Below are 21693 nucleotides of genomic sequence, written 5' to 3' on the forward strand. Positions count from 1 at the left end.
CCCGCACGGCCGGACGGCGGCCCGGGTACGGAACCCGGGCCGCCGTCCGCGTACCGCGAGGGGCGTCAGCCGTGGCGGCTCGCCTTCGCGAGGGCCGGGACGAAGCGCAGGGCGTCGACGGTGCCGACGCCGGTGGCGAGGTCGTAGCCGTCGACCGCCTTGTAACCGGTCACGCCCTGGTAGGAGTTGTCGGTGCCGTCGTTGACGTCGACGATGCCGTTCGCCCTGGCGTGGGCGGCGAGGCGGTACAGGGCCTGCTGGATGTCGCCCACCCGGTGGCCGGCCGCCTGGTCGGCGAGGGCGACGATGCCCGCGAAGAGCGGGGTGGCCTCGCTGGTGCCGCCGGTGACGTCCCAGCCGACGGCGGTCGGGTCGTAGCTGGAGTAGATCCAGGCGCCGCCGTTGACCGCGGCGGCCATCGAGATGTCCGGGGTGCCGCGGCGGGTGCCGACGACCTTCTTCACGCCGTTCTGGAAGGACGGGCGGGTGAACACGTGGGACTGGCCGCCGCCGCCCGAGCCGTTGTCGTTGTAGACGCTGTCCGGCTTGACCCGCTCGCCCTTGTCGTTCAGGTGCAGCTGGGTGCCGCCGATCGAGGTGACCAACGGGTCCGAGGACGGCCAGGAGTTGACGCGCTTCTTGTAGTACGTCTTGCCGTCCGCCTGGAGGTCGGTGGCGCCGCCGTCGCCGGAGGCGGCCAGCACGGTGACGTGCTTGCGGTTCGCGTCCTGGAAGGCGTACCGCAGGTTCTTGATGCTGGAGAAGTTCCCCTTGTCGAAGCCGGGGAAGGTGTTCTCGGTGGCGCCGAAGCTCTGGCTGATGACGTCGCCGACGCCGTGGTCGATCAGGTATTTCTCGGCGCTCATCATCTCCGGCAGACCGGTGGTGCCCTCGGTCTCCGAGACCGCCGTCTCCACCAGCACGATCTTGGCGGCGGGTGCCACCGCGTGCGCCATCTCGACGTCCAGGGTGGTCTCGCCCGCCCACCCGGTCATGTCGGAGTTCTTGGGGTCGAAGGCGGGCACGTGCCCCCACTTGACCACCTTCACCTTGGTGCTGGGCAGCCCGTACTGCTTGCTGTACACGTCGAGGTCGTGCTGCACGGTGGGGGAACCGTACGAGTCGACGATGACGATCGTGCGTCCCTTGCCCGTGATCCCCTTGTGGTAGAGGGGGTTGAGGTCGTACGCGGTGCGGTACTGGAGCGGCCCGTAGCAGTTGATGTGCCACTTGGCCTGGCACTGGGCGCTGGAGAGCGGGTCGCTCACGCCGTGGACCAGGGTGTGCCCGACGACGGCCGGCACCGCGAGGGTGTGCGGTGCGGCGGCGGGGGCGGCGGTCGCCAGTGCGGTGACCGCGAGGGCGGCGACGGACGTGGCAGCCGCGACGCCCCGCCCGGTAAGGGCTATGTGCATGGATCCCCCTGCTTGGTATCCCGAGGATGGTCTCGCGCATCCCATCGAAGAGGTCATGCGCATATCAAGACCGTTGAACCGACGATGCCGAACCCTTTACCTGGCCAGGGGGTGCCGTCACCGGGTCGGACGAGCGCGCGTCCGGCCGACGCGCCGGACCGCCCGACAGATGTGACGATCACACTACGGTGACAGGCGACTTCGGACCGTCACCACAGTCGGCAGGAGGACCACTCGATGAACCCCACCCTCAAGCGCCTGCTCGGCGTCACCGCCGCGGTGGCCACCGGCATGACGGCTCTGGTCGGCACCGGCGCCGTACCCGCGGGCGCCCGTGCCGCGGAGGCCCACTGCGACCGCGCCGAACGGCCCGTCTGGAAGGACCAGGGCCCCAGCCGCAACATCACCGGCCACAGCTGCAGCCTGCCGGAGGAGAAGCGCCGCTGGTACACCGTCGAGATCGACACCCTCGTACAGCCGCACTACCGGACGGACTACCAGACCGGTGCGGTCGAGCGCACCGAGACCCTGCACGACAGGACCGTCAGGTGCCTGGGCTACACCGTCGACCACTCCACGGTGAACTGGTTCGGCTGCCCGGCCGGCTGACGCACACCCGGCAACCGTCGCGGCGCCGGGGCCGTCTGGTCCACCATGGGGTGTGCGATTCGATTCCGTGCCCATGCCGGCGGCCGTCGAGGCCCGGCCCCGTGACAGCCGCGGGTACCCGGTGCCCGCCATCACCCCGTGGGAGGGCGACGAGCCCCAGTTCGCGCTCACCGACTACGGGCGCAGCGCCGAGTGCGCGCGGCAGCGGCTGTGTTCGGTCTGCAACACCCTGATCCCCAGAGGGCCGGTGTGGCGGGTGGTCGGCGCCGCGGAGAGCGCGGCGATCCGCGAGGCGCTCGCCGCCGGACGGCCGTACCGCAACATGGCGGCGACCCTGGAGGCCCCGGGGCACCGCGCGTGCATGCTCTACGCCTCGATGGTCTGCCCGTACCTGGCGCGCCCCAACGCGCGCCGGGGGCTGACGGCACAGCACCCGGACGACATGACCGCGCATGTCGTCCGGGGCGCCGTGCGGGGGGAGATGGGTGCCGTGGTGGGGTACGGCGACTACGAGTTCGCCGTCACCAGGACCCAGGTCCTGTTCCGTTTCCTGGATGTGGTCGAGTACCTGCCGCACGACACGGCCGACCAGCACCTGCCGGAGCTCCAGGCCGAACTGGGCCGCACCGGCGGCCGGTTGGGCGGGAGCGGTCAGCCGCGGTAGGCGGGCAGACCGGTGTGGTTCGAGACCTTGACGGGCCTGCCGAAGCCGTGGGCGGTCTTCGTGACGGTGTACGTGCCGTTCGGGGCGCGGAAGGCGATGGTTTTGCCGTTCGGCGACCAGGCGGGCTCGGTGTAGTCGGTGGTGGCGCTCGGGGTGACGTCCTTGACGACGTTCGTGGAGCCGCCGAACTCCTCGACGAAGAGGTGGTCGTGCCCGTGCACCGAGCGCACGAAGACGACCTCTTCCTCGTCGGGGGCGAGCGCGGGCTCGGAACCCTTGGTCAGTGCGCCACCCTGCTGGCGCAGGTAGTCGTCGCGGATGTAGACCTCGCCGGTACGGGTGTTCTCGTAGACGGACGTGCCGTAGCCGCCGCCGACGTTCGGCCAGGTGTTGCCGGTCTGGGGGACGGCGCCGTCGCCCGGGTCGCCGTTCAGGCTGATCTTCGCGGGCCTGCCGTGGTTGCTGGTGGCCTTGATGCCCTCCAGGACCGTGCTGCCGTGGATCCTGGCCGAGAAGATGAGGTTGTTCTTGGCGGGGATCCGGTTCGCCCGGTCGGCGGCGGTCACCTGCCAGGTGGGGTGGGACCAGGTCTGGCCGCCCGGGTTGACGGCGACCGTGACGCGGTGGCTGCCGTCGGGGTCGGAGACGACGAGGTCGCCGTGCCCGTCGACGAAGGCGGCCTTGCTGCCGCTGGGGTTCCAGGCCAGGTCGCGGACGGTGGTGCCGAAGTCGATCGACCTGCCGCCGACCAGGACGTGCCGGGTGCCGTCGCTGAGGGTGAGCCCCCTCGGCACGGTGACCGCGCGGGCGGCCGGGGCGGCCGTCGCAGTGGCGGCCGCACCGCACAGGGCGAGCAGCGCGGCGACGCCCGTGACGGTGGCGGCTTTGGTGGTCCTACGGCGACGAGCGGACATCGGGCTTCCCCCAGGCATGTGGATGACGCTGATGGAAGAAGCCTCCCCGTACCCGGTGACAGCGCTGTGCGCTCGCTGTCACAGGTGTGCAATAGCGGGTCCACCGGGGTGACGAGGCGTCAGCTTCCGGGCGGGGACCGGTTCCCCGGGGGCTCACGCCACCCGGGGGTGTCCCGCGCTGTGCGTCGGGTGCGTCCTTCACGCGGTGCCCCGGGCGGTAGGGCCAGGACCCGGTAGGGGATTATCCCCTCAGTCGTCGCCTGCCCTTGAGGGGTCGTCATGCGTTCTGCCCGCCGTCTCGTACCGCCCGTCGTGTTCGCCTGCCTCCTGCTGGCGGGCTGCAAGTCCACCTCGCTCGGCGCCTCGACGCCGTCCGGGAGCGGCAGCCCCGGGGCCGGGGCACCGGGGAAGGCCGGCTCGGCGCCGGCCATCGCGAAAGGCGCGGGTCCGCAGCGGCACTACACCGTTCAGCAGCAGCCGGCGCCCGGCTCGTGCCACTACCGCTACGAGCACGGGGAGCCGCTGGAGGACCCGAAGTGCACGCCCGGCGCCGTCTCCCCCGCCGTCACCCAGGCGAACCTGAAGTCGACGATATGCCGCAAGGGCGGTTACACCTCCGGCGTACGCCCCTCCGCGTACGTCACCGGCAAGGAGAAGAAGCTCAACGCCGCCTCGTACGGCTACTCCGGCAAGATGTCGGAGGCCGAGTACGACCACCTCATAAGCCTCCAGCTGGGCGGCGATCCCAACGACGACCGGAACCTGTGGGTCGAACCGGCCGACCCCGGCCACAAGGACAGCCAAGGGGTGAACAACAGGAAGGACCCGGTGGAGACCAAGCTGCACACCGCGGTCTGCGCCGGCCGGATCACCCTCGCCGCCGCGCAGCAGGCGATCGTCACCGACTGGACCACCGCCCTCAGCCGTCTCGGTCTCCAGTGAGCCGGTCGTCGGGGCCGTTGCGGTGCCGGCGGCGCCGGACGTGCCGGAGGATCAGGGCGGCGACCAGGACGCCCAGGGCGACGAGGGCGTAGAGCTGGTAGCGGGCGATCTCGTCGTAGACGGCCGTGATGTGGGCGCCCGCCACGTAGGACAGGCTCACCCACAGGCCGACCCACAGCGCGGCGCCCAGGGCGTTGAAGACGAGGAAACGGCGCCAGGGCATCCCGCTGGTGCCCGCGATGATGCCGTTGACCTGACGCAGTCCCTCGACGAAGCGGGCGACGACGACGATCTTGCCGCCGTGGCGGGTGAAGAACTCCTCGGCGGCCCGGAAGCGCTCCGGGGTCAGGAACACGTACCGGCCCCAGCGGTGCACGACGGCCCGGCCGCCGGTGTGGCCGATCAGGTAGCCGATGTTGTCCCCGGCCACGGCGGCCACGAAGGCGATGACCGCCACGGCCACGATGTTCAGCTGTCCGGCGCCCGCGTAGATCCCCGCGGCGATCAGGATGGTCTCCCCCGGCGCCGGGACCCCGAAGTCCTCGACGAGGACCACGGCACCGACGGCCCAGTAGCCGTAGTGGGTGAGCAGCGGGGCCAGGTGTGCCAACGGCCCGGGCAGAGGCGGCGCCATGTCCCCACCGTACGCGGCGGAAAAGGTCGTCCCCGCACCGAACCTCCGCCGGACATCGAGCGTCTACAGGTGCGTGAGTGCGCGCCGACCTCGCGCACCGAGTCGTATTCGAGGGGAACCGAACACGCCATGAAGACCAAAATGACCGCCGTGGCCCTTGCGGCGATCGTCGCCGCCGGCACCGCCGTCGCCGCCGTCCCGGCCTCGGCCGCCACCGCCAAGGCCGCGCCGGCGCGCTGCCACACCGCCGACCTGAAGGCCGGCTTCGCCACCGGGGACGACGCGAAGCCGGAGATGGGGAAGGCGGGGAAGCAGACGCAGGCGTTCATCTGGTTCACCAACAAGAGCAACCACACCTGCACCCTGTCCGGCTTCGCCGGTGTCGACATGGTCGGCGCCCAGCGGACCGACGGCACCTGGTCCCTGATGCGCTCCTCCAAGAGGCCCACGAAGATCACCCTGGGCCGCGGGGACACCACGGACTTCAGCGTCAACCTGCTCCCGGTGGCCAGGTCCACGCCGCAGAAGGAGAAGTTCGTCCCGGCGAAGTTCCTGGTCACCCCGCCCAACGAGACGAAGCACTTCACCCTGAAGTGGCCGTTCGGCGGCCAGATCCTCAAGCAGGACGGCGCCACCCACCCGGGCACCTACCTGAACCCGGTCGGACAGTAGTCCCAAGCGGCCGCGCGGTCAGGGCTCGGGGGGGCCTTGACCGCGCGGCGCCCGTCCGGACCCGGACGGGGCAGCGGTCCACTCCGGCCTATTGTTGTGCAATGCGTTGACGGCGGTAAGAAATCAGCCCTACATTCCTCGGTGTCCTGGCTCGGCACCCGCTCCCCGCCCCCCACCCGCAAGGAGCCGCTCCCATGCCCGTCCGCACCCGGCTGCGCATCGCCCTCACCACCCTCGCCACGCTGGCCACCACCACCCTCACCGCCCTGCCCGCGCCCGCCGCCGAGGCGGCCGCCCCGGCCGCCGGCAACCTCACCGGCACCCTGTCCGACGGCGCCACCTGGACGGCGGACGTACCCGAGCACTGGAACGGCACCCTGTTGCTGTTCAGCCACGGCTTCGGCCCGACCGTCGCCAGGGACGCGCCCACCGACGCCGTCCGCACGGAACTGCTGGCCGAGGGCTACGCGCTGGCGGGCTCGTCCTACGACCCGCACGGCTCGATGTGGGCCCTGAACAGCGCCGAACGCGACCAGTTCGCCACCCTCGACGCCGTCACCGCGAAGATCGGCGAGCCGCGGCGGACCATCGCCGTGGGCCAGTCCATGGGCGGCCTGGTGAACGCGCAGCTGGCCCGCGACGGCGCCGGCCGCATCGACGGCGCCCTCGGCCAGTGCGGCCTGGTCGCGGGCGCCACGGACCTGGACAACTACCAGCTGGACGCCGAGTACACGATCGCCCGGCTGCTGCTGCCCGCGCAGGACGTCAAGCTGGTCCGGTTCGGCTCCGCCGACGAGGCGGCCGCCACCGCGAACCGGCTCACCGCCGCCGTCACCGCCGCCCAGGGCACCCCCCACGGCCGCGCCCGGATCGCGCTCGCCGCCGCCTTCCTCAACCTGCCCGCCTGGTCGCCCGGGAAGACCCGCCCCGCCGCGACCGACTGGGCGGGGCAGGAGGCACAGCAGTACGACTGGTTCGCGCAGGGCATCCTGGCGTTCGTCGAGGGCGGCCGGTACGCCGTCGAGCAGTCCGTCGGCGGCGACAACTCCTGGAACCGGGGCGTCGACTACGCCCGGCTGCTCGCCGGTTCCGAACACGCGCCGCAGGTCCGCGCCCTGTACCGGGCGGCCGGGCTGTCCCTCGACGCCGACCTGCGGACGCTGACCGAGGGCGCCGACTACGCCGCCGATCCCGCCGCGGTCCGTACCGCGCAGCGCACGTCCTCGGCGGGCCAGGGACTCGGGGTGCCGCTGCTCGACGTCCACACCACCGCCGACAACCTGGTCCCGGTGCAGCAGGAGAACCGCTTCGCCGCCCGCGTGCGAGCCGCCGGCGACGGCGCGTTGCTGCGGCAGGCGTACGTCGAGCGCCAGGGCCACTGTGCGTTCACCACCGCCGAGACGGTGGCCGCCCTGCACGCCCTCGAACACCGTGTGGACACCGGCCGCTGGGACGACGCCGCGACCCCGGCCGCGCTCCAGAGGTCGGCCACCGCACTGGGCCTGGACGGGGCGGCGTACGTGCCGTACCGCCCGGCCCCGCTGACGGTCGGCCGCCCCGACCCGGCCCGCCCCACCCGCCGCTGACGTCCCTAGGCCGCGGACCCGCGCAGGCGGAGGTGGGCGACGACCTTTTTGCCGGTCGCCTGCGGGACGGTGTGCAGCGGGCCGCACAGCCGGGTGACCAGGTGCAGTCCGTGTCCGCCGACGCGGCGGGCGTCGTGGGCGGGCAGTTCGGGTGGTCGGGGGGAGCTGTCGCTCACGGTGATGCGCAGCAGGTCGGCGTCGGGTGACACCTCCAGCGCCAGGGCCGCGGGGCCGGGCGCGTGCCGCAGCGCGTTGGTGACCAGTTCGCTGACGACGAGCTGGGCGTCCTGGCTCGGCCGGTCGCCGGGGTCGTGTCCGGCCCGGGCCAGCAGCGTGCGCACCGCGGCCCGGGCGTCCGCGATCGATACGTCCGCCGCGTCCCAGGCGACGCTGTAATGCAGGGGCGCTGCGGGTTCCTGTTCGTCGGATGCCCGGTTCTTCAGCGGGGTGACCATAGAACTCTTCCCGTGGGTCGTCCTTGGCGTCCTTGCCTTACGTGTCCTCTGCCCTCCTTGCCTCCCGGGTGCTCTCGTCGCGGACTCTTACCTTCGCTTCAGCTCATTTACCCGAAATCACCTTGTTCATGGGCGGTGGCCGGTGATACGGCCGGTGCCGGAGAAACGAACAGGGCCCTCCCGGATCGTTCCGGGAGGGCCCTGGGCGTGGCTGCGGAGACCTCAGTGCTTGAACGCGTCCTTGGTCTTCTCCTTGGCCTCCCGAGCGTCACCCTTGCTCTTCTCCGCCTGTCCCTCGGCGGCCATGCGGTCGTTGCCGACGGCGTTGCCCAGCGTCTCCTTGGTCTTCCCCTCGGCCTGCTCGGTCTTCGCCTTGGCCTTCTCGCCGGCAGTCATGGAACATGCCTCCTCTTGGACGTCGGTGCCGCTGTCGCGGTGAATTCGCGGGTGCCCCGCCTGCCCCTGCCGAAACGGGGCACCCACCGGGGACGACGAGGAGTCTGAAAAGGTGGGGTCATGGATGTCAGTCGCAGGAACAACGTCACGGTCGTCGGGAACCCGCAGGGACCGACGGTGGTGCTGGCGCACGGGTTCGGCTGCGATCAGAACATGTGGCGGCTGACGGTGCCCGCCCTGGCCGAGGACCACCGGGTGGTGCTCTTCGACTACGTGGGGTCGGGCCGCTCCGACCCGGGGGCGTTCTCGGCGGACCGCTACTCCTCGCTGGACGGCTACGCCCAGGACGTGACCGAGGTCTGCGCGGCTCTCGACCTGCGCGACGCGGTGTTCGTGGGGCACTCGGTCAGCGCCATGATCGGGGTGCTGGCCGCCGGTCTGGCTCCGGAACGCATCGGTGCCCTGGTGATGGTCGCCCCGTCGCCGCGGTACATCGACGACGACGGCTACCGGGGCGGTTTCACCGCCGACGACATCGACGAGCTGCTGGCCTCGCTGGAGTCGAACTACCTGGGCTGGTCGACGGCGACGGCACCGGTGATCATGGGCAACCCGGACCGCCCCGAGCTGGGGGAGGAGCTGGCCAACAGCTTCTGCGCCACCCACCCGGACATGGCGCGCGTCTTCGCCCGGACCACGTTCCTCTCGGACTCCAGGGACGACCTCAAGACCGTGAGCGTGCCGACGCTGGTACTGGAGTGCACCGAGGACGCCATCGCGCCCCGCGAGGTGGGCGCCTTCGTGCACCGGGCGATCCCCGGGTCGACGCTGGTCACCCTCGACGCCACCGGGCACTGCCCGCACCTGTCCGCACCGGAGGCCACCAACCAGGCGATCATCGCCTTCCTCGCGGGCCTGCGATGATGTGCCGGGCCGGGCAGCAGCAGCCCGACCCCCAGGACGCGGACGGCAGGCAGGCCGCGAACGCCGCGTTCGCCGCCCTGCTGGAGGACAGCGCCGAGGAGCTCTACGAGAACGCCCCGTGCGGATACCTGTCCACGCTGATGGACGGCACCATCGCCAAGATCAACGCCACGCTGCTGGGCTGGCTCGGCCTGGACCGGGAGGCGGTGGTGGGCCGGATGCGGTTCACCGACCTGCTGACCGTGGGCGGCCGGCTCTACCACGAGACCCACTTCGCGCCGCTGCTGCGGATGCGGGGCGAGATCGGCGGCATCGCCCTGGAGCTCAGGCAGCCCGGCGGCACCCGGATGCCGGTGCTGGTGTCGTCCGTGGTCAAACACGGCGAGGACGGCCTGCCCCAGCTGATCCGTACGACCGTCTTCGACGCCCGGGACCGCCGCGCCTACGAGGAGGAGCTGCTGCGCGCCCGCCGCGCGGCGGAGGAGGCACGCGAACAGGCCGAGGCCGACCGCGCCCGGCTGCAGGACGCCCTCGCCGTCCTCCAGCAGTCGCTGCTGCCCGACTCCCTGCCCCCGGTGCCGGGCATGGAGGCGGCCGCCCACTACCGCGCCGCCTCCCCCGACCGGCTCGGCGGCGATTTCTACGACCTGTTCCCCGTGGACGGCAAGCGCTTCGGCTTCTTCCTCGGCGACGTGTGCGGCAAGGGCCCGCAGGCCGCCGCGGTCACCTCGCTGACCCGCTACACCCTGCGCGCGGCCGCCCTGCACGACCCCGACCCGGTCACCGCCCTGACCACCCTCAACAAGGTGCTCCACGAGCGGTACACGGGCGGCGATCCGCGCTACTGCACCACCATATTCGGCGTCGCCGAGCCCGATCCCGCGACCGGACGGGCCACCGTCACCCTCGCCTCCGGAGGCCACCCCCCGGCCCTCGTGCTGCGGGCGGACGGCACCGCCGACTTCCTGCCGACCCCCGGCGGCCTCCTGGTCGGCATCGTGCCGGCCGCGCACTTCGCCACCGCCACCACCACCCTGGGGCCGGGGGACACCCTCCTCCTGTACAGCGACGGTGTCACCGAGGCCAGGACCGGAGCGGACCGCGGCTCCCTCTACGGCGACGAAGCGCTCCGTGCCTTCGTCGCCGACCACGCCGGACGGTCCCCGGGCGCCGTCGTCCAGGCCCTGACCGGCCTGCTGGACGGCTTCGGTGACGGCCTCGACGACGACACCGCCCTGCTCGCCCTCGGCGTCCCCACCGCCGCGCCCACCACGAAGAACACGAAATGAGCCCTCTGCACCTCACCACCCGCGACACCCCGGCGGGCCCGGTACTCGAAGTCCTCGGCGAACTCGACCACGCCACCGCCGCCCGCCTGAGCGACCTGGTCGCCGCCCTCCCGCTGCGACCGGGCCAGGACCTGGTCCTGGACCTGGCCGGGATGGAGTTCTGCGACTCGAGCGGCATCACCGCCCTGATCGCCGCCCGCAACCACGCGCTCGCCGCCGGGGCCGGCATCGCACTCGCCGCCGTCCCCGCCCACACCCTGCGCGTGCTCAGGATGGTCGGCCTCGACCAGATCTTCCCCATCCTCCCGGACGGCCCCGCCGCCGACGGGCCCTGACCACGCGTCAGGACGGTGCGGCGAGGCGTTGTTCGGTCCAGATGACCTTGCCCTCGGCGGTGTAGCGGGTCCCCCACCGGTCGGCGAACTGGGCTACCAGGAAGAGGCCGCGGCCGCCTTCCTCCATGCTGGTGGCCCTGCGCAGGTGCGGGGACACGCTGCTGCCGTCGGAGACCTCGCAGATGAGGCTGCGGTCGTGGATCAGCCGGACACCGATGGGGCCTCTCCCGTACCGGATGGCGTTGGTGACCAGCTCGCTGAGGGTCAGCTCCAGGGTGAACGCCTCCTCCTCCAGACCCCAGTCCCGCAGGACCCCGGCGGCGGCCGCACGCACCCCGGCCACCGCCGACGGGTCGGACGGCACCTCCCAGGACACGGTGTGCTCCTCGTCGAGCAGCCGGGTACGGGCCACGACCAGGGCCACGTCGTCACGCGGCGGTCCGGGCAGCATGGTGTCCATCGCCGCCCGGCAGATCTGGTCCGGCGTGCGCCCCGCCGGTTCGACGGCACGGCGGAGCCGTTCGATGCGCTCGTCGATGTCGTGCCGCCGGTCGTCCACCAGACCGTCGGTGTAGAGCACGATGCTGCTGCCCTCGGGCAGGAGCACGTCGGTCTTCTCGTACGGCAGCCCGCCCAGACCCAACGGCGGCCCGGCCGCCGCCCCGGACAGGCGGGCGTGGCCGTCCGGGTGCACGAGGACGGGTTCCAGGTGGCCCGCCCTGGCCATCGTGCACCGGCCGGAGACCGGGTCGTAGATCGCGTACAGGCAGGTGGCGCCGGTGAGCGTCGGTGTGCCGCCGTCCCCCTCCCGGTCCTGGTCGATGCGGGTGACCAGCTCGTCCAGGTGCCAGAGGAGCTCGTCGGGCGGCAGGTCGAGCGTGGACAGGTTCTGGACGGCGGTACGCAGCTGGCCCATGGTGGCGGCGGCGTGCAGCCCGTGTCCCACGACGTCGCCCACCACGATGGCGACCCGCGCCCCGGGCAGCGGGACGACGTCGAACCAGTCGCCGCCGACACCGCCGAGAGACGCCTCGGCCGGGACGTAGCGGTGCGCCACCTCGACCGCGTTCTGCTCCGGCAGGGCGTGCGGCAGCAGGCTGCGCTGCAGCGTGACCGCCATGGCGTGCTCCCGCGCGAAGCGGCGGGCGTTGTCGATGCTCACCGCCGCACGGGCGACCAGTTCCTCCGCCAGGGAGAGGTCCTCGTGGGTGAAGGCCGCCGGCTCCTTCGAACGCCAGAAGGTGACCACGCCGAGGATCACGCCGCGGGCCCGCAGCGGCACCGTGACCATGGAGTGGACACCGTGGGCCACCAGTCGCCGGGCGCGGTCCGCGTCCTGTGCCTGCCAGCCGGAGAAAGCCGCCAGGTCGGCCTCCAGCGCCGGCTGCCCGGAACCGAAGCACGCCGCCTGCGGGGTCGAGGCGCCGAAACGGACGAGGTCACCGGCCGGGTAGAACGGTATGTCCGGCCGGGCACCGCCCAGGGCGACCCGGCGCAGTTCCACGGCGTCCGGGGCCGTGGGTTCCTCGCCGTGCAGCACGGCGTCCGTCAGGTCGACGGTGACGTGGTCGGCGAACCCGGACACGGCGAACTCCGCCAGTTCCTCGGCGGTGCGGTGCACGTCGAGGGTGGTGCCGATGCGTATCCCGGCGTCGTACAGCAGCCTGAGCCGGCCCTGGACCAGCTCCACCCGGCCCATCAGGGCGCTGAGTTCGGTCGTGTCCCGCAGTGTGGCGACCCAGCCGGCCGGTTCCGCCGGGGCCGCGGGGCGCTGGCTGACGGCCAGCAGCCGGTCGCCGACCTCGATCACCTCGTCGGTGGTCACCCTCCCGGACAGCAGCAGCTGCTCGGCCACCGGGTCGAGCCCGAGGTCCGTGACGGGCCGGCCCTCCAGGTCGGCCCCGAGCCCGAGCAGGCGCCTGGCCTCGTCGTTGGCCAGGAGCAGCCGGCCCCGCGGGTCGACGATGAGGACACCTTCGCGTACCGCGTGCAGCACGGCGTCGTGGTGCTCGTACATGCGCGTCATCTGCACCGGTCCGAGACCGTGCGTCTGGTGGCTCAGGCGCCTGCCGATGAGGGCGCTCCCCCCGGTGGCCGCCGTGAGCACGAGGCCCGCGGCCGTCAGGACGAGCGGCATCTCCCGGCCGGCCGCCAGCGTCACCCGGTGGACGGTGATGCCCGCGGCCACCAGCCCGACCACCTTCCCCCCGGGGCCGGTCACGGGGACCACCGTCCGCACGGAGGGGCCCAGCGTTCCGGCGGACGTCTCGGTGACGACGCCGCCGTGCAGCGCCGCCGAGATGCTGCCGATGAAGTGCTGTCCGATCCGGGCGGGGTCGGGGTGGGTGTAGCGGATGCCGGTGGGGCTCATCACGACGACGAAGTCCACGCCGGAGAGCTTGCGGGTCTCCTCGGCCTGCTGCTGGAGCACGGCGCCCGGACGACCGCCGTCCGTCAGCGCCCGCCGCACCGAGGGGTCCGAGGCGACGGAGGCCGCCACGGCGAGTGAGCGCTTCTGCGCCTCGTGCTCGGCATCGCTGCGCGACTCCAGCAGGAGCGCGACGACCGCCGCCGCCACGAGAACGAGGACGACCGCGACCTGCAGACCGAACATCTGGCCGGCGACGCTGCGTATCCCGTGCCGGGACCACAACCGCCGGAGCTGTGGGTGCATACCGCTCATATAACACCAAAGGCGTCAGGCGACATCACCCCTCGAACGGCGCGACGCACCACACGGACGCAGCACGTTCCGGCCCGGTCACCGGGCGTGACGAGCGGCGGGCACGCGGACGGCCCGTCAGCCGGGCCCGGCCGGGCTCCGTGAGAAGGCCGTGTCGCCGGCCATCGCCACGATCGCGTCCCCGACCAGCAGCACGCGCGGCGGATCGGCCTGCGCCTTGTCCCCGGGGTCGGCCAGCGCCGAGGTGCGCCAGATCTCCGCCCCGGTGCGGCTGTCCAACGCCAGCAGCCGGCCGAAGCGGTTGGCGAAGTAGACCCGCTTGTACGTCGTCGACACCGCGGGCGCGGACAGGCTCTCCACGTCCGTCACCCGCTGCCAGAGCTGCCTGCCGCTGTCCGCCGACACCGCGGTGACCGACCCGTCGGACCGGACGAAGTAGACGACGCCGTCCACGAGGGTGGCCGCGCCGGTCAGCGGACGGGCCAGCGGTGTCCGCCTGACCTGCCCGGTCTCCGGAACCACCCGCAGCAGCGCGTTGTACGGCCGTTCGTACCCGGACTCGTACACGTCCTCGGCGGTCTGGGGGGCGAGGAACAGGGGCTGCCCGCCGACCGCACCGAGCGCCTGCGCCTTCTCGGGCAGGGTGGCGGTCTCGCTCAGGCTGCCGGGCCCGATCCTCATCAGCTCGACGGGGGCCTGGCCGGGTTCCGTGCCCCGCGAGCACAGCGCGTAGGGGACGCCGCCCAGCGCCGACGGCGTGCAGTACTCGTCCAGCGAGGGCGCCCGCCACAGCTCCTTTCCGGAGGGTCCGTAGGCCACGAACGACGTCTGGTCGGGGGACAGGGTCAGCAGGCCGCCGCCGTACAGCACCGCGTCCTCGGAACGACTGATGTCGCGTTGCCAACGCCGGTGCCCGGTACCGGCGTCGAGGGCGACCACGCGCCTGGTCCGGTCGTCCGGTTCCTCGTACACGTAGACCAGGCCGCCGCGGACGCCGACCGGCTGCGCCCCCTGCGGGCGGGTGCCGCTGCGCCACAGGGTGCGGCCGGAGGCCGGGTCGATCCTGGCCGCCGTGAAGCCGGTACCGCCGCAGAACAGGGCGCCTTCGTCGGTGACGCATCCGGGGCCGCCGTAGTCGAGCGGGACGCCCCGCACCTCGTACCGCAGCTGCTTCTGCCACGGGCGCCAGCCGTCGGGCAGCGTCGCGGCACGGGCGGTGGCGGCGGTGCTCTGCGGATCCGACCCGAAGGCGGCCACCGCGACCCCGAGCACGGTGACGCCCAGCGCCGCACCCAGCCCGGTGAGCAGCAGCCGGGCGCGGCGCCGTCCGCCGGTGCGGGGCACGGTGGTGGCCGCGCCCTGCGCCGCGGGACGGGCCCGGCGCTTCGGGGGCCGGGGCGTGCGGGACCAGGCGGCGTCGGACTCGGGCAGTTCCTTGAGCATGCGGTGCACGTCCGTCAGTTCCGGCCGTGCCGCGGGCTCCTTGGCCAGGCAGCGCTCGACGACACCCAGGAGCGCTTCGGGCACCCCGCCGAGGTCCGGGGTCCCGAACACCACCTGATAGCCGGTGATGTACGGGCTGTCGGCGTCGAACGGCCCGGTGCCGACGGCCGCGAACACCAGCAGCGACGCCAGCGAGAACACGTCCGAGGCCGGGGTGACGTTCCGGGGGGAGGACAGTTGCTCCGGCGACATGAAGGGAGGGGTGCCGATCATCTGCCCGGTCGTGGTGAGGCGCTGGTTGTCGGCCGCCCGCGAGATGCCGAAGTCGATGACGCGGGGACCGTCCCCGGTCATCAGGACGTTGCCCGGCTTGAGGTCCCGGTGCACCAGGCCCGCCCGGTGGATGTCGCGCAGCGCCTCGGTGAGCCCCAGCCCCAGCGCGCGCAGCTCCGGTCCGCCCAGCGGGCCGTCCCGCTCGACGACTTGGGCGAGGTTGAGCCCCGGCACGTAGAGCGTCGCCATCCACGGCCGGTCGGCGTCCGGGTCGGCGTCCAGGACCGGCGCGGTGAAGGCGCCGCTCACTCTGCGCGCCGCCGCGATCTCCTGCCGGAAGCGCGTCCGGAACTCGTCCTCCTGGGCATACGGCTCGTGCACGAGCTTGACCGCGACCTGCCGTCCCGAGGCGGAGACCCCCAGGTAGACGACCCCCATGCCGCCCGCCCCGAGCCGGCCGAGAAGGGTGTACCCGCCTATGGAGCGCGGGTCGCCGCTGCTCAGGGGCGTCATCTCCGCTCGTCCTTCCCCGCGCCTGCCTGCCTCACGGGGATCAGCGTAGGGCCTGCCGCCGCGGGGGCCGACGCGGCGCGGTGTGCGGCACCGTCACCGGCACCGCACACCGCGTTCTGCGTCATCCGGTCAACGACCGCCGTGGCCTCCGCCACCGCCGTGGTCGCCGCCGCCACCGTGGTCACCACCGCCACCGTGGTCACCACCGCCACCGTGGTCACCACCGCCGCCGTGGTCACCGCCGTAGCCACCGTGGTCACCGCCGTAACCGCCGTGGTCACCGCCGTAGCAGTCGTTGCCCCACCAGTCGCCACAGTCACGGTTGAAGTGGTGGGAATAGGAGGAATCGTGAGCCGGAGCCGCCACCGCGGTCCCGGCCGCGCCGATCGCGGCTCCGCCGGCCAGCAGGGCGCCGGCAGCGGCGGCCGCGAAGAGGCGCTTCGCGCGCTGAGTGTGCATGGCTGAACCTTTCTTGCCTGTTCTCGCGCCGTAGGAAGGTGCGAGAGGGACGGCCGCGCCTCGTACGGATCACCTGTGAGGGGCACGCGACGCGGTCCCGGGCGTCGCCGCACGATGAGGGGGAACAGGTTCCGGCCCGCGACCGGGGCTTCGTGGAGGGTCCCGCCGTACGAGGCGGCCCCCGTCCTGCGGCTTCGCCGCTCGTATCCGAGCCTCGTCCCCGGCCGACGCCCCCGCCATGGGCCGAACGGCTCCGGCTCCCGGGCCGATCGGCCTCGGCCGTTCGCGCCGCTCTGGACCGAGGTGAGGGTGAGCGACCACGAGGTGACCGGGCCGGACAGCACCCAATGGAGTCGTCCTCGCCCGCCTCGCCCAGGCGACACCCACACCCTCGTGGCCCGTGGCCCGTGGCTGGGGTCGGCCGCTTCTTACCTCACTTCGAGAACCTGTCCTGCCTTCCGGCCATCTCAGAGAGGGGCGCATGACGCCGGGGGAAACGAGCGAGGCGACAAGAACCGGAAGTGAGAGAAAGCGTGTCGGCCATCAGCCAGCGGGTACACCTGCTGCTGCTCACCGCCTGGACCACCCTCTGGTTCGTGGTGGTCCAGCCGCACGGCGGGTTCTCCTGGCACTACCTGCGCACGGGCGGCGAGTTGCTCTACGCGGGCTCGGGCAGGGCGGACGGCGGCCTGAACCTGTACGCGCACCACCCGGAACTCCAGATGGGCCCGGTCAGCTTCCTGGCGGCGGGCCTGTTCGACCCCCTGCCCGAGGCCGCCGGCCAGTTACTGGCCGCCGGCCTGATGTCCCTGCTCGGTCTGCTGATCCTGGTGGTGGCGGGGCGCAGCGCCGCCTGGCAGCTCCTGGGCACCGGCACCAACCACCGGCGGCTGCGCCAACGGGTGCTGATCGCGGGCCTGGCCTTCATCCCGATGTGGATCGAGGTCGCGGTCCGGTTCGGCCACCTCGACGACGTCCTGGCACTCTTCTTCACGGCCCTCGCCGTGGGCGCCCTCACCCGCGGCAACCCCGCCGCGACGGGCGCCCTGCTGGCCCTGGCCGTGGACTCGAAACCGACCGCGCTGACCTTCCTGCCCCTGCTGCTCGCCCTGCCGAGGAGGCAGTGGCTGCGCGCGGGACTGTGGTGCGCGGCGCTGGTCGCGCTCGCCTGGCTGCCGTTCCTCCTCAACGCCCCGCAGTCACTGACCGCGGCCCAGTTCACCATCCCCAATCAGCCCGCGTCCGCGCTGCACTGGCTCGGCGTCGACGATCCGCGCACCCCTCCCTGGGACCGGCCGGCGCAGGCCGCGCTGGGGCTGGCGCTGGGGTGCGTGGCGGTCTGGCGAGGCCGCTGGCCCGCGGTCGTCCTCCTCGGCGCCGACGCCCGGATCGCCCTGGACCCCAGCGTCTACACGTACTACACCGCCTCCGTGCTGCTGGGCACCCTGCTGTGGGACGTGATCGGACAGCGGCGCCTGGTGCCCTGGTGGAGCTGGATCGGCCTGATCACCCTGTACGGCACGGTCTTCGTCGTCCCCGACGACGCGGCCCGCGGCCTGATCCGCCTGGGCTTCGTCATCGTCTCCACGGCATACGTCCTGCTCCGGCCGGTACGGGACCGGCGCCGCCACCCCTCACGGCCCCGCGGCAGGCGCGTCGAACCCGATCAGGCCCTCGACACGGCGACGTGAACGACGCCCCGGCCCCGCTCCCCGTGACCCGGGCGCTGTGCTCAGTACTGCTCGGTCTCCATGAAACCCGTCCTGCCGTCGTCGTCGGCGCCGAAGGCGTCGGCAGCGGCCGTGGGGTCGAATCCGGGCGGGCTGTCCTTCAGGGCCAGGCCCATGCCGGCCAGCTTCGCCTTGACCTCGTCGATGGACTTCGCACCGAAGTTGCGGATGTCCAGGAGGTCGGCCTCCGAACGCGCCAGAAGTTCACCCACCGAGTGGACACCCTCGCGCTTGAGGCAGTTGTAGGAGCGGACCGTGAGCTCCAGCTCCTCGATCGGCAGCGCCAGGTCGGCGGCGAGGGCGGCGTCCGTGGGGGACGGGCCCATGTCGATGCCCTCGGCGTCGATGTTCAGCTCACGGGCGAGACCGAAGAGCTCCACCAGCGTCTTGCCGGCGGAGGCCATGGCGTCACGCGGACGCATCGCCTGCTTGGTCTCGACGTCGACGATCAGCTTGTCGAAGTCGGTGCGCTGCTCGACACGGGTCGCCTCGACCTTGTACGTGACCTTCAGCACCGGCGAGTAGATCGAGTCGACCGGGATACGGCCGATCTCCTGGCCCACCTGCTTGTTCTGCACGGCGGAGACGTACCCGCGGCCACGCTCGACCGTCAGCTCCATCTCCAGCTTGCCCTTGCCGTTGAGCGTGGCGAGGACCAGGTCGGGGTTGTGCACCTCGACACCGGCCGGCGGCGCGATGTCGGCGGCGGTGACCAGACCCGGACCCTGCTTGCGCAGGTACATCACGACCGGCTCGTCGTGCTCCGAGGAGACGACCAGCTGCTTGATGTTCAGGATCAGGTCGGTGATGTCCTCCTTGACGCCGGGCACGGTGGTGAACTCGTGCAGGACACCGTCGATGCGGATGCTGGTGACAGCGGCACCCGGGATCGACGACAGGAGGGTACGGCGCAGGGAGTTGCCGAGGGTGTAGCCGAAGCCCGGCTCCAGCGGCTCGATCACGAACCGGGAGCGGAACTCGTCGACGACCTCTTCGGTCAACGAGGGACGCTGAGCGATCAGCACGAGGTATTGCCTCCAAGGATGTGCGTCCGCCGTATGACTCGGCTCCTGCCTGAGAGTGGTGAAGTCGACAATCAGCGAGGCAGCCATCGGCGCGGTCCGTAGGCGCATACTAGGGGCAACATGACAAAGCCTGCTGCACCGAAGCGTCATTTGCCCACCAGTCCCTTCAAGGCCCCGGCCACGCCGTCTCCCAAGCACTTCGCCGTGGGTGACCAGGTCACTCACGATGTGCACGGCCTCGGCCGGGTGGTCGGCATCGAGGACGGCATCGCGGTACTCGTGAATTTCGGCTCGGAGCAAGTACGGATCCTGAGCCCCTACGCCAAGATGACCAAGTTGTAGGACCGCTGTCCCCGCCCCCGAAAGCGAGCCCCCTCATCGATCTGACCTCGCTGTTCTCCGCCCTGGAAGAACAGACCCGCTACACCGCGCCGACATCGACGGCTCCCACGACGACCCCCTTCCGAGCCCCGGACTTCGGGGAGGACGAAGCCTTCTGGCCCGAGGAGGAACAGAGCTCCGCCTCGGGCCCCCGCGCGGCGTAGCGGCACGCGGCCCACGCACCCCGATCGGCGGATACCGGGGCCGCCGTTCGGCGGAGCGCCGTGTGGCGCCGGGGTTCGGCTCCATGTGCTGCGGTTTGCCGGGAGGACGGCTTCGCGAAGGTACCGTCGACATGACCCGCGGGGATGAGACGGCGGCCGAGGTGGCTCTTGAGCGCGAGCGAGCGGTCGATGCGCGGCTCGTCTCGACGCTGGGCAGGAAGAACCACGACATGCTGCGTCGACTGCTTGTCGAGAGCCGCGCTCTGCTCCGCCCTGAGCGACAGGTCCCGCAGGCCGAGGCAGTCCTGCCGCCGGGGTGCGCCGGAGCGGTCCCGGTGTTCCGGCGGTGGCCGTCGTGCTGCGCGCGCTGCCCCGTCGGCCCTCAAGTCGGGTGCCCGCGTCACCGATGGATCGTGCAGGAACGTTGAGGACGCGCCGCTGTTCATCCTGCTGGAACGCGGCGGCTCAATCCACCGGGCCGGACCTCAGCTTCCTGACTGTCAGCAACCTGACGGTCAGCCGACGATACCGAAACCGTCGTCCGGACGGCGCTCCGCGTCGCAGATCGCCTGGTCCCCGAGGGAACGACCGATCTCGAACCCGGCCTGGAAGCGGCTGGCCGCCCCCAGCCCGCCCAGCATGTCGGCGATGCGGCGGCGCAGGGCGCGTACGGACATGCCCAGGCGCTTGGCGACGAGCTCGTCCTTGGCGCCCGTACACAGCATCCGGATGATGACGGCGTTGACCTCCTGGGAGACGTCCTCGAGCTGCGACCCGCGCCAGCGGCCCTGCGAGAACGGACGGGCCCGGAGCCAGTAGTCGGTGAAGACGGCGCGCACCACGCCGACCACCGCGGGATCGCGCACCAGACACCTCACCGGTGTCCGTGTCGTCGTACCCCTGCCCGGACGGCACCAGGGCGAGCGTGTCGCCCAGGACCAGGAACCAGCCCGGCAGCGTCTCCATGGTCCTGACCAGTCCGCCCCGCTCCTCCCGCAGCCTCAGTTCCTCGCGCAGGTCCGGGTCGAAGTCGTCGAGCCGCGCCAGCTGCTCGGGCCGCACCCCCGAGCCCGGACGCATCTCCAGTACCGGCCCGGAGACGGGCACTTGGGCGAGAAGCAGGTGCAGGTCCTCCGCGGTCAGGGGCTGTCCCTCGGCCACTGCGAAGCCCGGCCGGGGCAGAGCTGCAAGGGACTGCCGCAGCCGGGCTATGGCCGCCTCCGCCTCCAGGGCGAGTTCACCCAGCGCGTCGATCCCGGCGGGCCGGTCCTCGGCGTCCGGCGCGGCGTCCGGCTGCGCGGACGCCCCCTGCTCCCTCGTACGCTGCTGATGGTCCTGTGACACCTGCATCCCCCTACGGGGCATCCACCGGTCCCGGCGGAGGTTCACCACCAACCCAGAGCGCTCAGGCGATCACACAGAGAGAAAATTCCGTCGGAACCGCGGTCTGTCGTGTGCCGTCCGTGCGGTCCCGGCCCTCCGGCATCTCCCACTCGGTACGGGGCCGGCGGCAGGACCTTGAGGACGGTCGGCGGCAGCGAGGCCGTCACGTCCAGTCTGTCGTCGAGAACACCATCCGGGCGGGCGCGGACGGCGGCGTCAGCGCTTGCGCGGACGGGCTCCGTGCTGGGCGTATGTGGGCCCTGGCGGGTGAGGGCGGGGGCGGTTCGGCGGCGGGCCGACGGCTTTCCGAGCCGGGCTCTCCCTCGGCCGCAGGACGGCGTTCCGGGATACGGCCACGCGCCCGCGTGTTCAGGCGGAGCCGGAGCCGGCACGGTCCGCCGCTTCACCGGCGGCACGCCGGTACTCGGCGTTGATGCGCTGCGCTTCCTCGAGCTGGTCCTCCAGGATGACGATGCGGCACGCGGCCTCGATCGGAGTCCCCTTGTCGACGAGCTCCCGGGCACGCGCGGCGATCCGCAGCTGGTAGCGGGAGTACCGGCGATGTCCTCCCTCCGACCGGAGCGGAGTGATCAGCCGGGCCTCACCGATCGCTCGGAGGAAGGCCGGGGTGGCGCCCAGCATCTCGGCCGCCCGGCCCATCGTGTACGCGGGGTAGTCGTCGTCGTCCAGACGATCATTCAGAGGGTTGTCCGATGTCATGTCACCTCGCTGTGCAACGCGTCGAGGGGCCCTGGTGCCGTGCGGCACCAGGGCCCCGAAGGGAAATTGAACACCATCTGTCGG

The 21693-nt window shown here is 72.2% G+C and carries 22 protein-coding genes; 11 read left to right on the forward strand and 11 right to left on the reverse strand.

Going from position 1 to position 21693, the window contains the following annotated elements; genetic code table 11:
- Positions 1-65: 65 nt before the first annotated feature.
- Complete coding sequence (locus ACZ3KP_RS17080; RefSeq protein WP_467500334.1) at positions 66-1415, reverse strand: S53 family peptidase; 1350 nt, start codon at positions 1413-1415, stop codon at positions 66-68.
- A 237-nt stretch (positions 1416-1652) separates the two neighbouring features.
- Between ACZ3KP_RS17080 and ACZ3KP_RS17085 the strand changes: the two genes are divergently transcribed.
- Together ACZ3KP_RS17085 and ACZ3KP_RS17090 are read left to right on the forward strand one after the other, a co-directional pair.
- Positions 1653-2024, forward strand: coding sequence for a hypothetical protein (locus ACZ3KP_RS17085; RefSeq protein WP_358979085.1), 372 nt, complete (start codon positions 1653-1655; stop codon positions 2022-2024).
- A gap of 73 nt (positions 2025-2097) precedes the next feature.
- Positions 2098-2688: a hypothetical protein gene (locus tag ACZ3KP_RS17090; protein WP_467500943.1), complete on the forward strand. Its 591-nt coding sequence runs from the start codon at positions 2098-2100 to the stop codon at positions 2686-2688.
- Here the strand turns inward: ACZ3KP_RS17090 and ACZ3KP_RS17095 are convergent.
- Complete coding sequence (locus ACZ3KP_RS17095; RefSeq protein ID WP_467500337.1) at positions 2676-3602, reverse strand: TolB family protein; 927 nt, start codon at positions 3600-3602, stop codon at positions 2676-2678. The two genes, ACZ3KP_RS17090 and ACZ3KP_RS17095, sit on opposite strands and share 13 nt — an antisense overlap.
- A 279-nt stretch (positions 3603-3881) precedes the next feature.
- Here ACZ3KP_RS17095 and ACZ3KP_RS17100 point away from each other — a divergent pair, with 279 nt between their 5' ends.
- A complete protein-coding gene (locus ACZ3KP_RS17100; protein ID WP_467500339.1) occupies positions 3882-4544 on the forward strand; it encodes a hypothetical protein in 663 nt (220 codons plus the stop codon).
- On the opposite strand, the gene ACZ3KP_RS17105 is transcribed toward ACZ3KP_RS17100, so the two are convergent.
- Positions 4522-5178, reverse strand: a complete 657-nt coding sequence (locus ACZ3KP_RS17105; RefSeq protein WP_467500341.1) for a DedA family protein — start codon at positions 5176-5178, stop codon at positions 4522-4524. The genes ACZ3KP_RS17100 and ACZ3KP_RS17105 overlap by 23 nt on opposite strands.
- 129 nt (positions 5179-5307) lie before the next feature.
- Here ACZ3KP_RS17105 and ACZ3KP_RS17110 point away from each other — a divergent pair, with 129 nt between their 5' ends.
- Both ACZ3KP_RS17110 and ACZ3KP_RS17115 read left to right on the forward strand, forming a co-directional pair.
- Entirely contained in the window at positions 5308-5850 is a 543-nt protein-coding gene (locus ACZ3KP_RS17110) for a DUF4232 domain-containing protein (protein ID WP_467500343.1), read from the forward strand.
- A gap of 194 nt (positions 5851-6044) precedes the next feature.
- Complete coding sequence (locus ACZ3KP_RS17115; protein ID WP_467500345.1) at positions 6045-7436, forward strand: DUF6351 family protein; 1392 nt, start codon at positions 6045-6047, stop codon at positions 7434-7436.
- A 5-nt stretch (positions 7437-7441) separates the two neighbouring features.
- On the opposite strand, the gene ACZ3KP_RS17120 is transcribed toward ACZ3KP_RS17115, so the two are convergent.
- Both ACZ3KP_RS17120 and ACZ3KP_RS17125 read right to left on the reverse strand, forming a co-directional pair.
- Positions 7442-7891, reverse strand: coding sequence for an ATP-binding protein (locus tag ACZ3KP_RS17120; RefSeq protein WP_467500347.1), 450 nt, complete (start codon positions 7889-7891; stop codon positions 7442-7444).
- A 222-nt stretch (positions 7892-8113) separates the two neighbouring features.
- Positions 8114-8287 (reverse strand): CsbD family protein, encoded by a 174-nt coding sequence (locus ACZ3KP_RS17125; RefSeq protein ID WP_132889636.1) that lies wholly within the window; start codon positions 8285-8287, stop codon positions 8114-8116.
- 120 nt (positions 8288-8407) lie between these two features.
- Between ACZ3KP_RS17125 and ACZ3KP_RS17130 the strand changes: the two genes are divergently transcribed.
- From ACZ3KP_RS17130 to ACZ3KP_RS17140, 3 genes are read left to right on the forward strand one after another with little or no spacing between them, the layout of a single operon-like run.
- Positions 8408-9211, forward strand: coding sequence for an alpha/beta fold hydrolase (locus ACZ3KP_RS17130; protein ID WP_467500350.1), 804 nt, complete (start codon positions 8408-8410; stop codon positions 9209-9211).
- Positions 9211-10500, forward strand: a complete 1290-nt coding sequence (locus ACZ3KP_RS17135) for a PP2C family protein-serine/threonine phosphatase (protein WP_467500945.1) — start codon at positions 9211-9213, stop codon at positions 10498-10500. The genes ACZ3KP_RS17130 and ACZ3KP_RS17135 overlap by 1 nt, the downstream gene beginning before the upstream one ends.
- Entirely contained in the window at positions 10497-10835 is a 339-nt protein-coding gene (locus tag ACZ3KP_RS17140) for an STAS domain-containing protein (protein WP_467500352.1), read from the forward strand. Before ACZ3KP_RS17135 ends, ACZ3KP_RS17140 begins: the two co-directional genes overlap by 4 nt.
- A gap of 7 nt (positions 10836-10842) precedes the next feature.
- Here ACZ3KP_RS17140 and ACZ3KP_RS17145 read toward each other — a convergent pair whose 3' ends face one another.
- From ACZ3KP_RS17145 to ACZ3KP_RS17155, 3 genes are all read right to left on the reverse strand, one after another.
- A complete protein-coding gene (locus ACZ3KP_RS17145) occupies positions 10843-13518 on the reverse strand; it encodes a SpoIIE family protein phosphatase (RefSeq protein ID WP_467500354.1) in 2676 nt (891 codons plus the stop codon).
- Positions 13519-13635: 117 nt separating this feature from the next.
- Entirely contained in the window at positions 13636-15747 is a 2112-nt protein-coding gene (locus tag ACZ3KP_RS17150) for a protein kinase domain-containing protein (protein ID WP_467500356.1), read from the reverse strand.
- Positions 15748-15876: 129 nt separating this feature from the next.
- Positions 15877-16206: a hypothetical protein gene (locus ACZ3KP_RS17155; protein ID WP_467500358.1), complete on the reverse strand. Its 330-nt coding sequence runs from the start codon at positions 16204-16206 to the stop codon at positions 15877-15879.
- Between the two features lie 533 nt (positions 16207-16739).
- Between ACZ3KP_RS17155 and ACZ3KP_RS17160 the strand changes: the two genes are divergently transcribed.
- Positions 16740-17897 (forward strand): hypothetical protein, encoded by a 1158-nt coding sequence (locus tag ACZ3KP_RS17160; RefSeq protein WP_467500360.1) that lies wholly within the window; start codon positions 16740-16742, stop codon positions 17895-17897.
- A 41-nt stretch (positions 17898-17938) separates the two neighbouring features.
- On the opposite strand, the gene ACZ3KP_RS17165 is transcribed toward ACZ3KP_RS17160, so the two are convergent.
- Positions 17939-18961 (reverse strand): DNA-directed RNA polymerase subunit alpha, encoded by a 1023-nt coding sequence (locus ACZ3KP_RS17165; RefSeq protein WP_467500362.1) that lies wholly within the window; start codon positions 18959-18961, stop codon positions 17939-17941.
- A gap of 120 nt (positions 18962-19081) precedes the next feature.
- On the opposite strand from ACZ3KP_RS17165, the gene ACZ3KP_RS17170 reads away from it, so the two are divergent.
- The gene (locus ACZ3KP_RS17170) at positions 19082-19303 is read left to right on the forward strand and encodes a hypothetical protein (protein WP_358986908.1); all 222 of its coding nucleotides are present in this window, start codon (positions 19082-19084) and stop codon (positions 19301-19303) included.
- Between the two features lie 718 nt (positions 19304-20021).
- Here the strand turns inward: ACZ3KP_RS17170 and ACZ3KP_RS17175 are convergent.
- Positions 20022-20372: a hypothetical protein gene (locus tag ACZ3KP_RS17175; protein WP_467500364.1), complete on the reverse strand. Its 351-nt coding sequence runs from the start codon at positions 20370-20372 to the stop codon at positions 20022-20024.
- 241 nt (positions 20373-20613) lie between these two features.
- Here ACZ3KP_RS17175 and ACZ3KP_RS17180 point away from each other — a divergent pair, with 241 nt between their 5' ends.
- Complete coding sequence (locus ACZ3KP_RS17180; protein WP_467500366.1) at positions 20614-20847, forward strand: hypothetical protein; 234 nt, start codon at positions 20614-20616, stop codon at positions 20845-20847.
- Positions 20848-21258: 411 nt separating this feature from the next.
- Here the strand turns inward: ACZ3KP_RS17180 and ACZ3KP_RS17185 are convergent, their stop codons facing one another.
- The gene (locus ACZ3KP_RS17185; RefSeq protein ID WP_358986910.1) at positions 21259-21609 is read right to left on the reverse strand and encodes a MerR family transcriptional regulator; all 351 of its coding nucleotides are present in this window, start codon (positions 21607-21609) and stop codon (positions 21259-21261) included.
- Positions 21610-21693: the final 84 nt, after the last annotated feature.

Source organism: Streptomyces sp. NPDC020958 (assembly GCF_055562175.1).

Excerpts from the sequence above, each read along its gene's own strand:
- ACZ3KP_RS17170 (WP_358986908.1), top strand. The coding sequence starts at position 19,082 with ATGACAAAGCCTGCTGCACCGAAGCGTCATTTGCCCACCAGTCCCTTC.
- ACZ3KP_RS17110 (WP_467500343.1), top strand. The coding sequence starts at position 5,308 with ATGAAGACCAAAATGACCGCCGTGGCCCTTGCGGCGATCGTCGCCGCC.
- ACZ3KP_RS17185 (WP_358986910.1), bottom strand. The coding sequence starts at position 21,609 with ATGACATCGGACAACCCTCTGAATGATCGTCTGGACGACGACGACTAC.
- ACZ3KP_RS17090 (WP_467500943.1), top strand. The coding sequence starts at position 2,098 with ATGCCGGCGGCCGTCGAGGCCCGGCCCCGTGACAGCCGCGGGTACCCG.
- ACZ3KP_RS17085 (WP_358979085.1), top strand. The coding sequence starts at position 1,653 with ATGAACCCCACCCTCAAGCGCCTGCTCGGCGTCACCGCCGCGGTGGCC.
- ACZ3KP_RS17140 (WP_467500352.1), top strand. The coding sequence starts at position 10,497 with ATGAGCCCTCTGCACCTCACCACCCGCGACACCCCGGCGGGCCCGGTA.
- ACZ3KP_RS17080 (WP_467500334.1), bottom strand. The coding sequence starts at position 1,415 with ATGCACATAGCCCTTACCGGGCGGGGCGTCGCGGCTGCCACGTCCGTC.
- ACZ3KP_RS17105 (WP_467500341.1), bottom strand. The coding sequence starts at position 5,178 with ATGGCGCCGCCTCTGCCCGGGCCGTTGGCACACCTGGCCCCGCTGCTC.
- ACZ3KP_RS17135 (WP_467500945.1), top strand. The coding sequence starts at position 9,211 with ATGTGCCGGGCCGGGCAGCAGCAGCCCGACCCCCAGGACGCGGACGGC.
- ACZ3KP_RS17125 (WP_132889636.1), bottom strand. The coding sequence starts at position 8,287 with ATGACTGCCGGCGAGAAGGCCAAGGCGAAGACCGAGCAGGCCGAGGGG.
- ACZ3KP_RS17100 (WP_467500339.1), top strand. The coding sequence starts at position 3,882 with ATGCGTTCTGCCCGCCGTCTCGTACCGCCCGTCGTGTTCGCCTGCCTC.
- ACZ3KP_RS17120 (WP_467500347.1), bottom strand. The coding sequence starts at position 7,891 with ATGGTCACCCCGCTGAAGAACCGGGCATCCGACGAACAGGAACCCGCA.
- ACZ3KP_RS17130 (WP_467500350.1), top strand. The coding sequence starts at position 8,408 with ATGGATGTCAGTCGCAGGAACAACGTCACGGTCGTCGGGAACCCGCAG.
- ACZ3KP_RS17095 (WP_467500337.1), bottom strand. The coding sequence starts at position 3,602 with ATGTCCGCTCGTCGCCGTAGGACCACCAAAGCCGCCACCGTCACGGGC.
- ACZ3KP_RS17145 (WP_467500354.1), bottom strand. The coding sequence starts at position 13,518 with ATGAGCGGTATGCACCCACAGCTCCGGCGGTTGTGGTCCCGGCACGGG.
- ACZ3KP_RS17150 (WP_467500356.1), bottom strand. The coding sequence starts at position 15,747 with ATGACGCCCCTGAGCAGCGGCGACCCGCGCTCCATAGGCGGGTACACC.
- ACZ3KP_RS17155 (WP_467500358.1), bottom strand. The coding sequence starts at position 16,206 with ATGCACACTCAGCGCGCGAAGCGCCTCTTCGCGGCCGCCGCTGCCGGC.
- ACZ3KP_RS17115 (WP_467500345.1), top strand. The coding sequence starts at position 6,045 with ATGCCCGTCCGCACCCGGCTGCGCATCGCCCTCACCACCCTCGCCACG.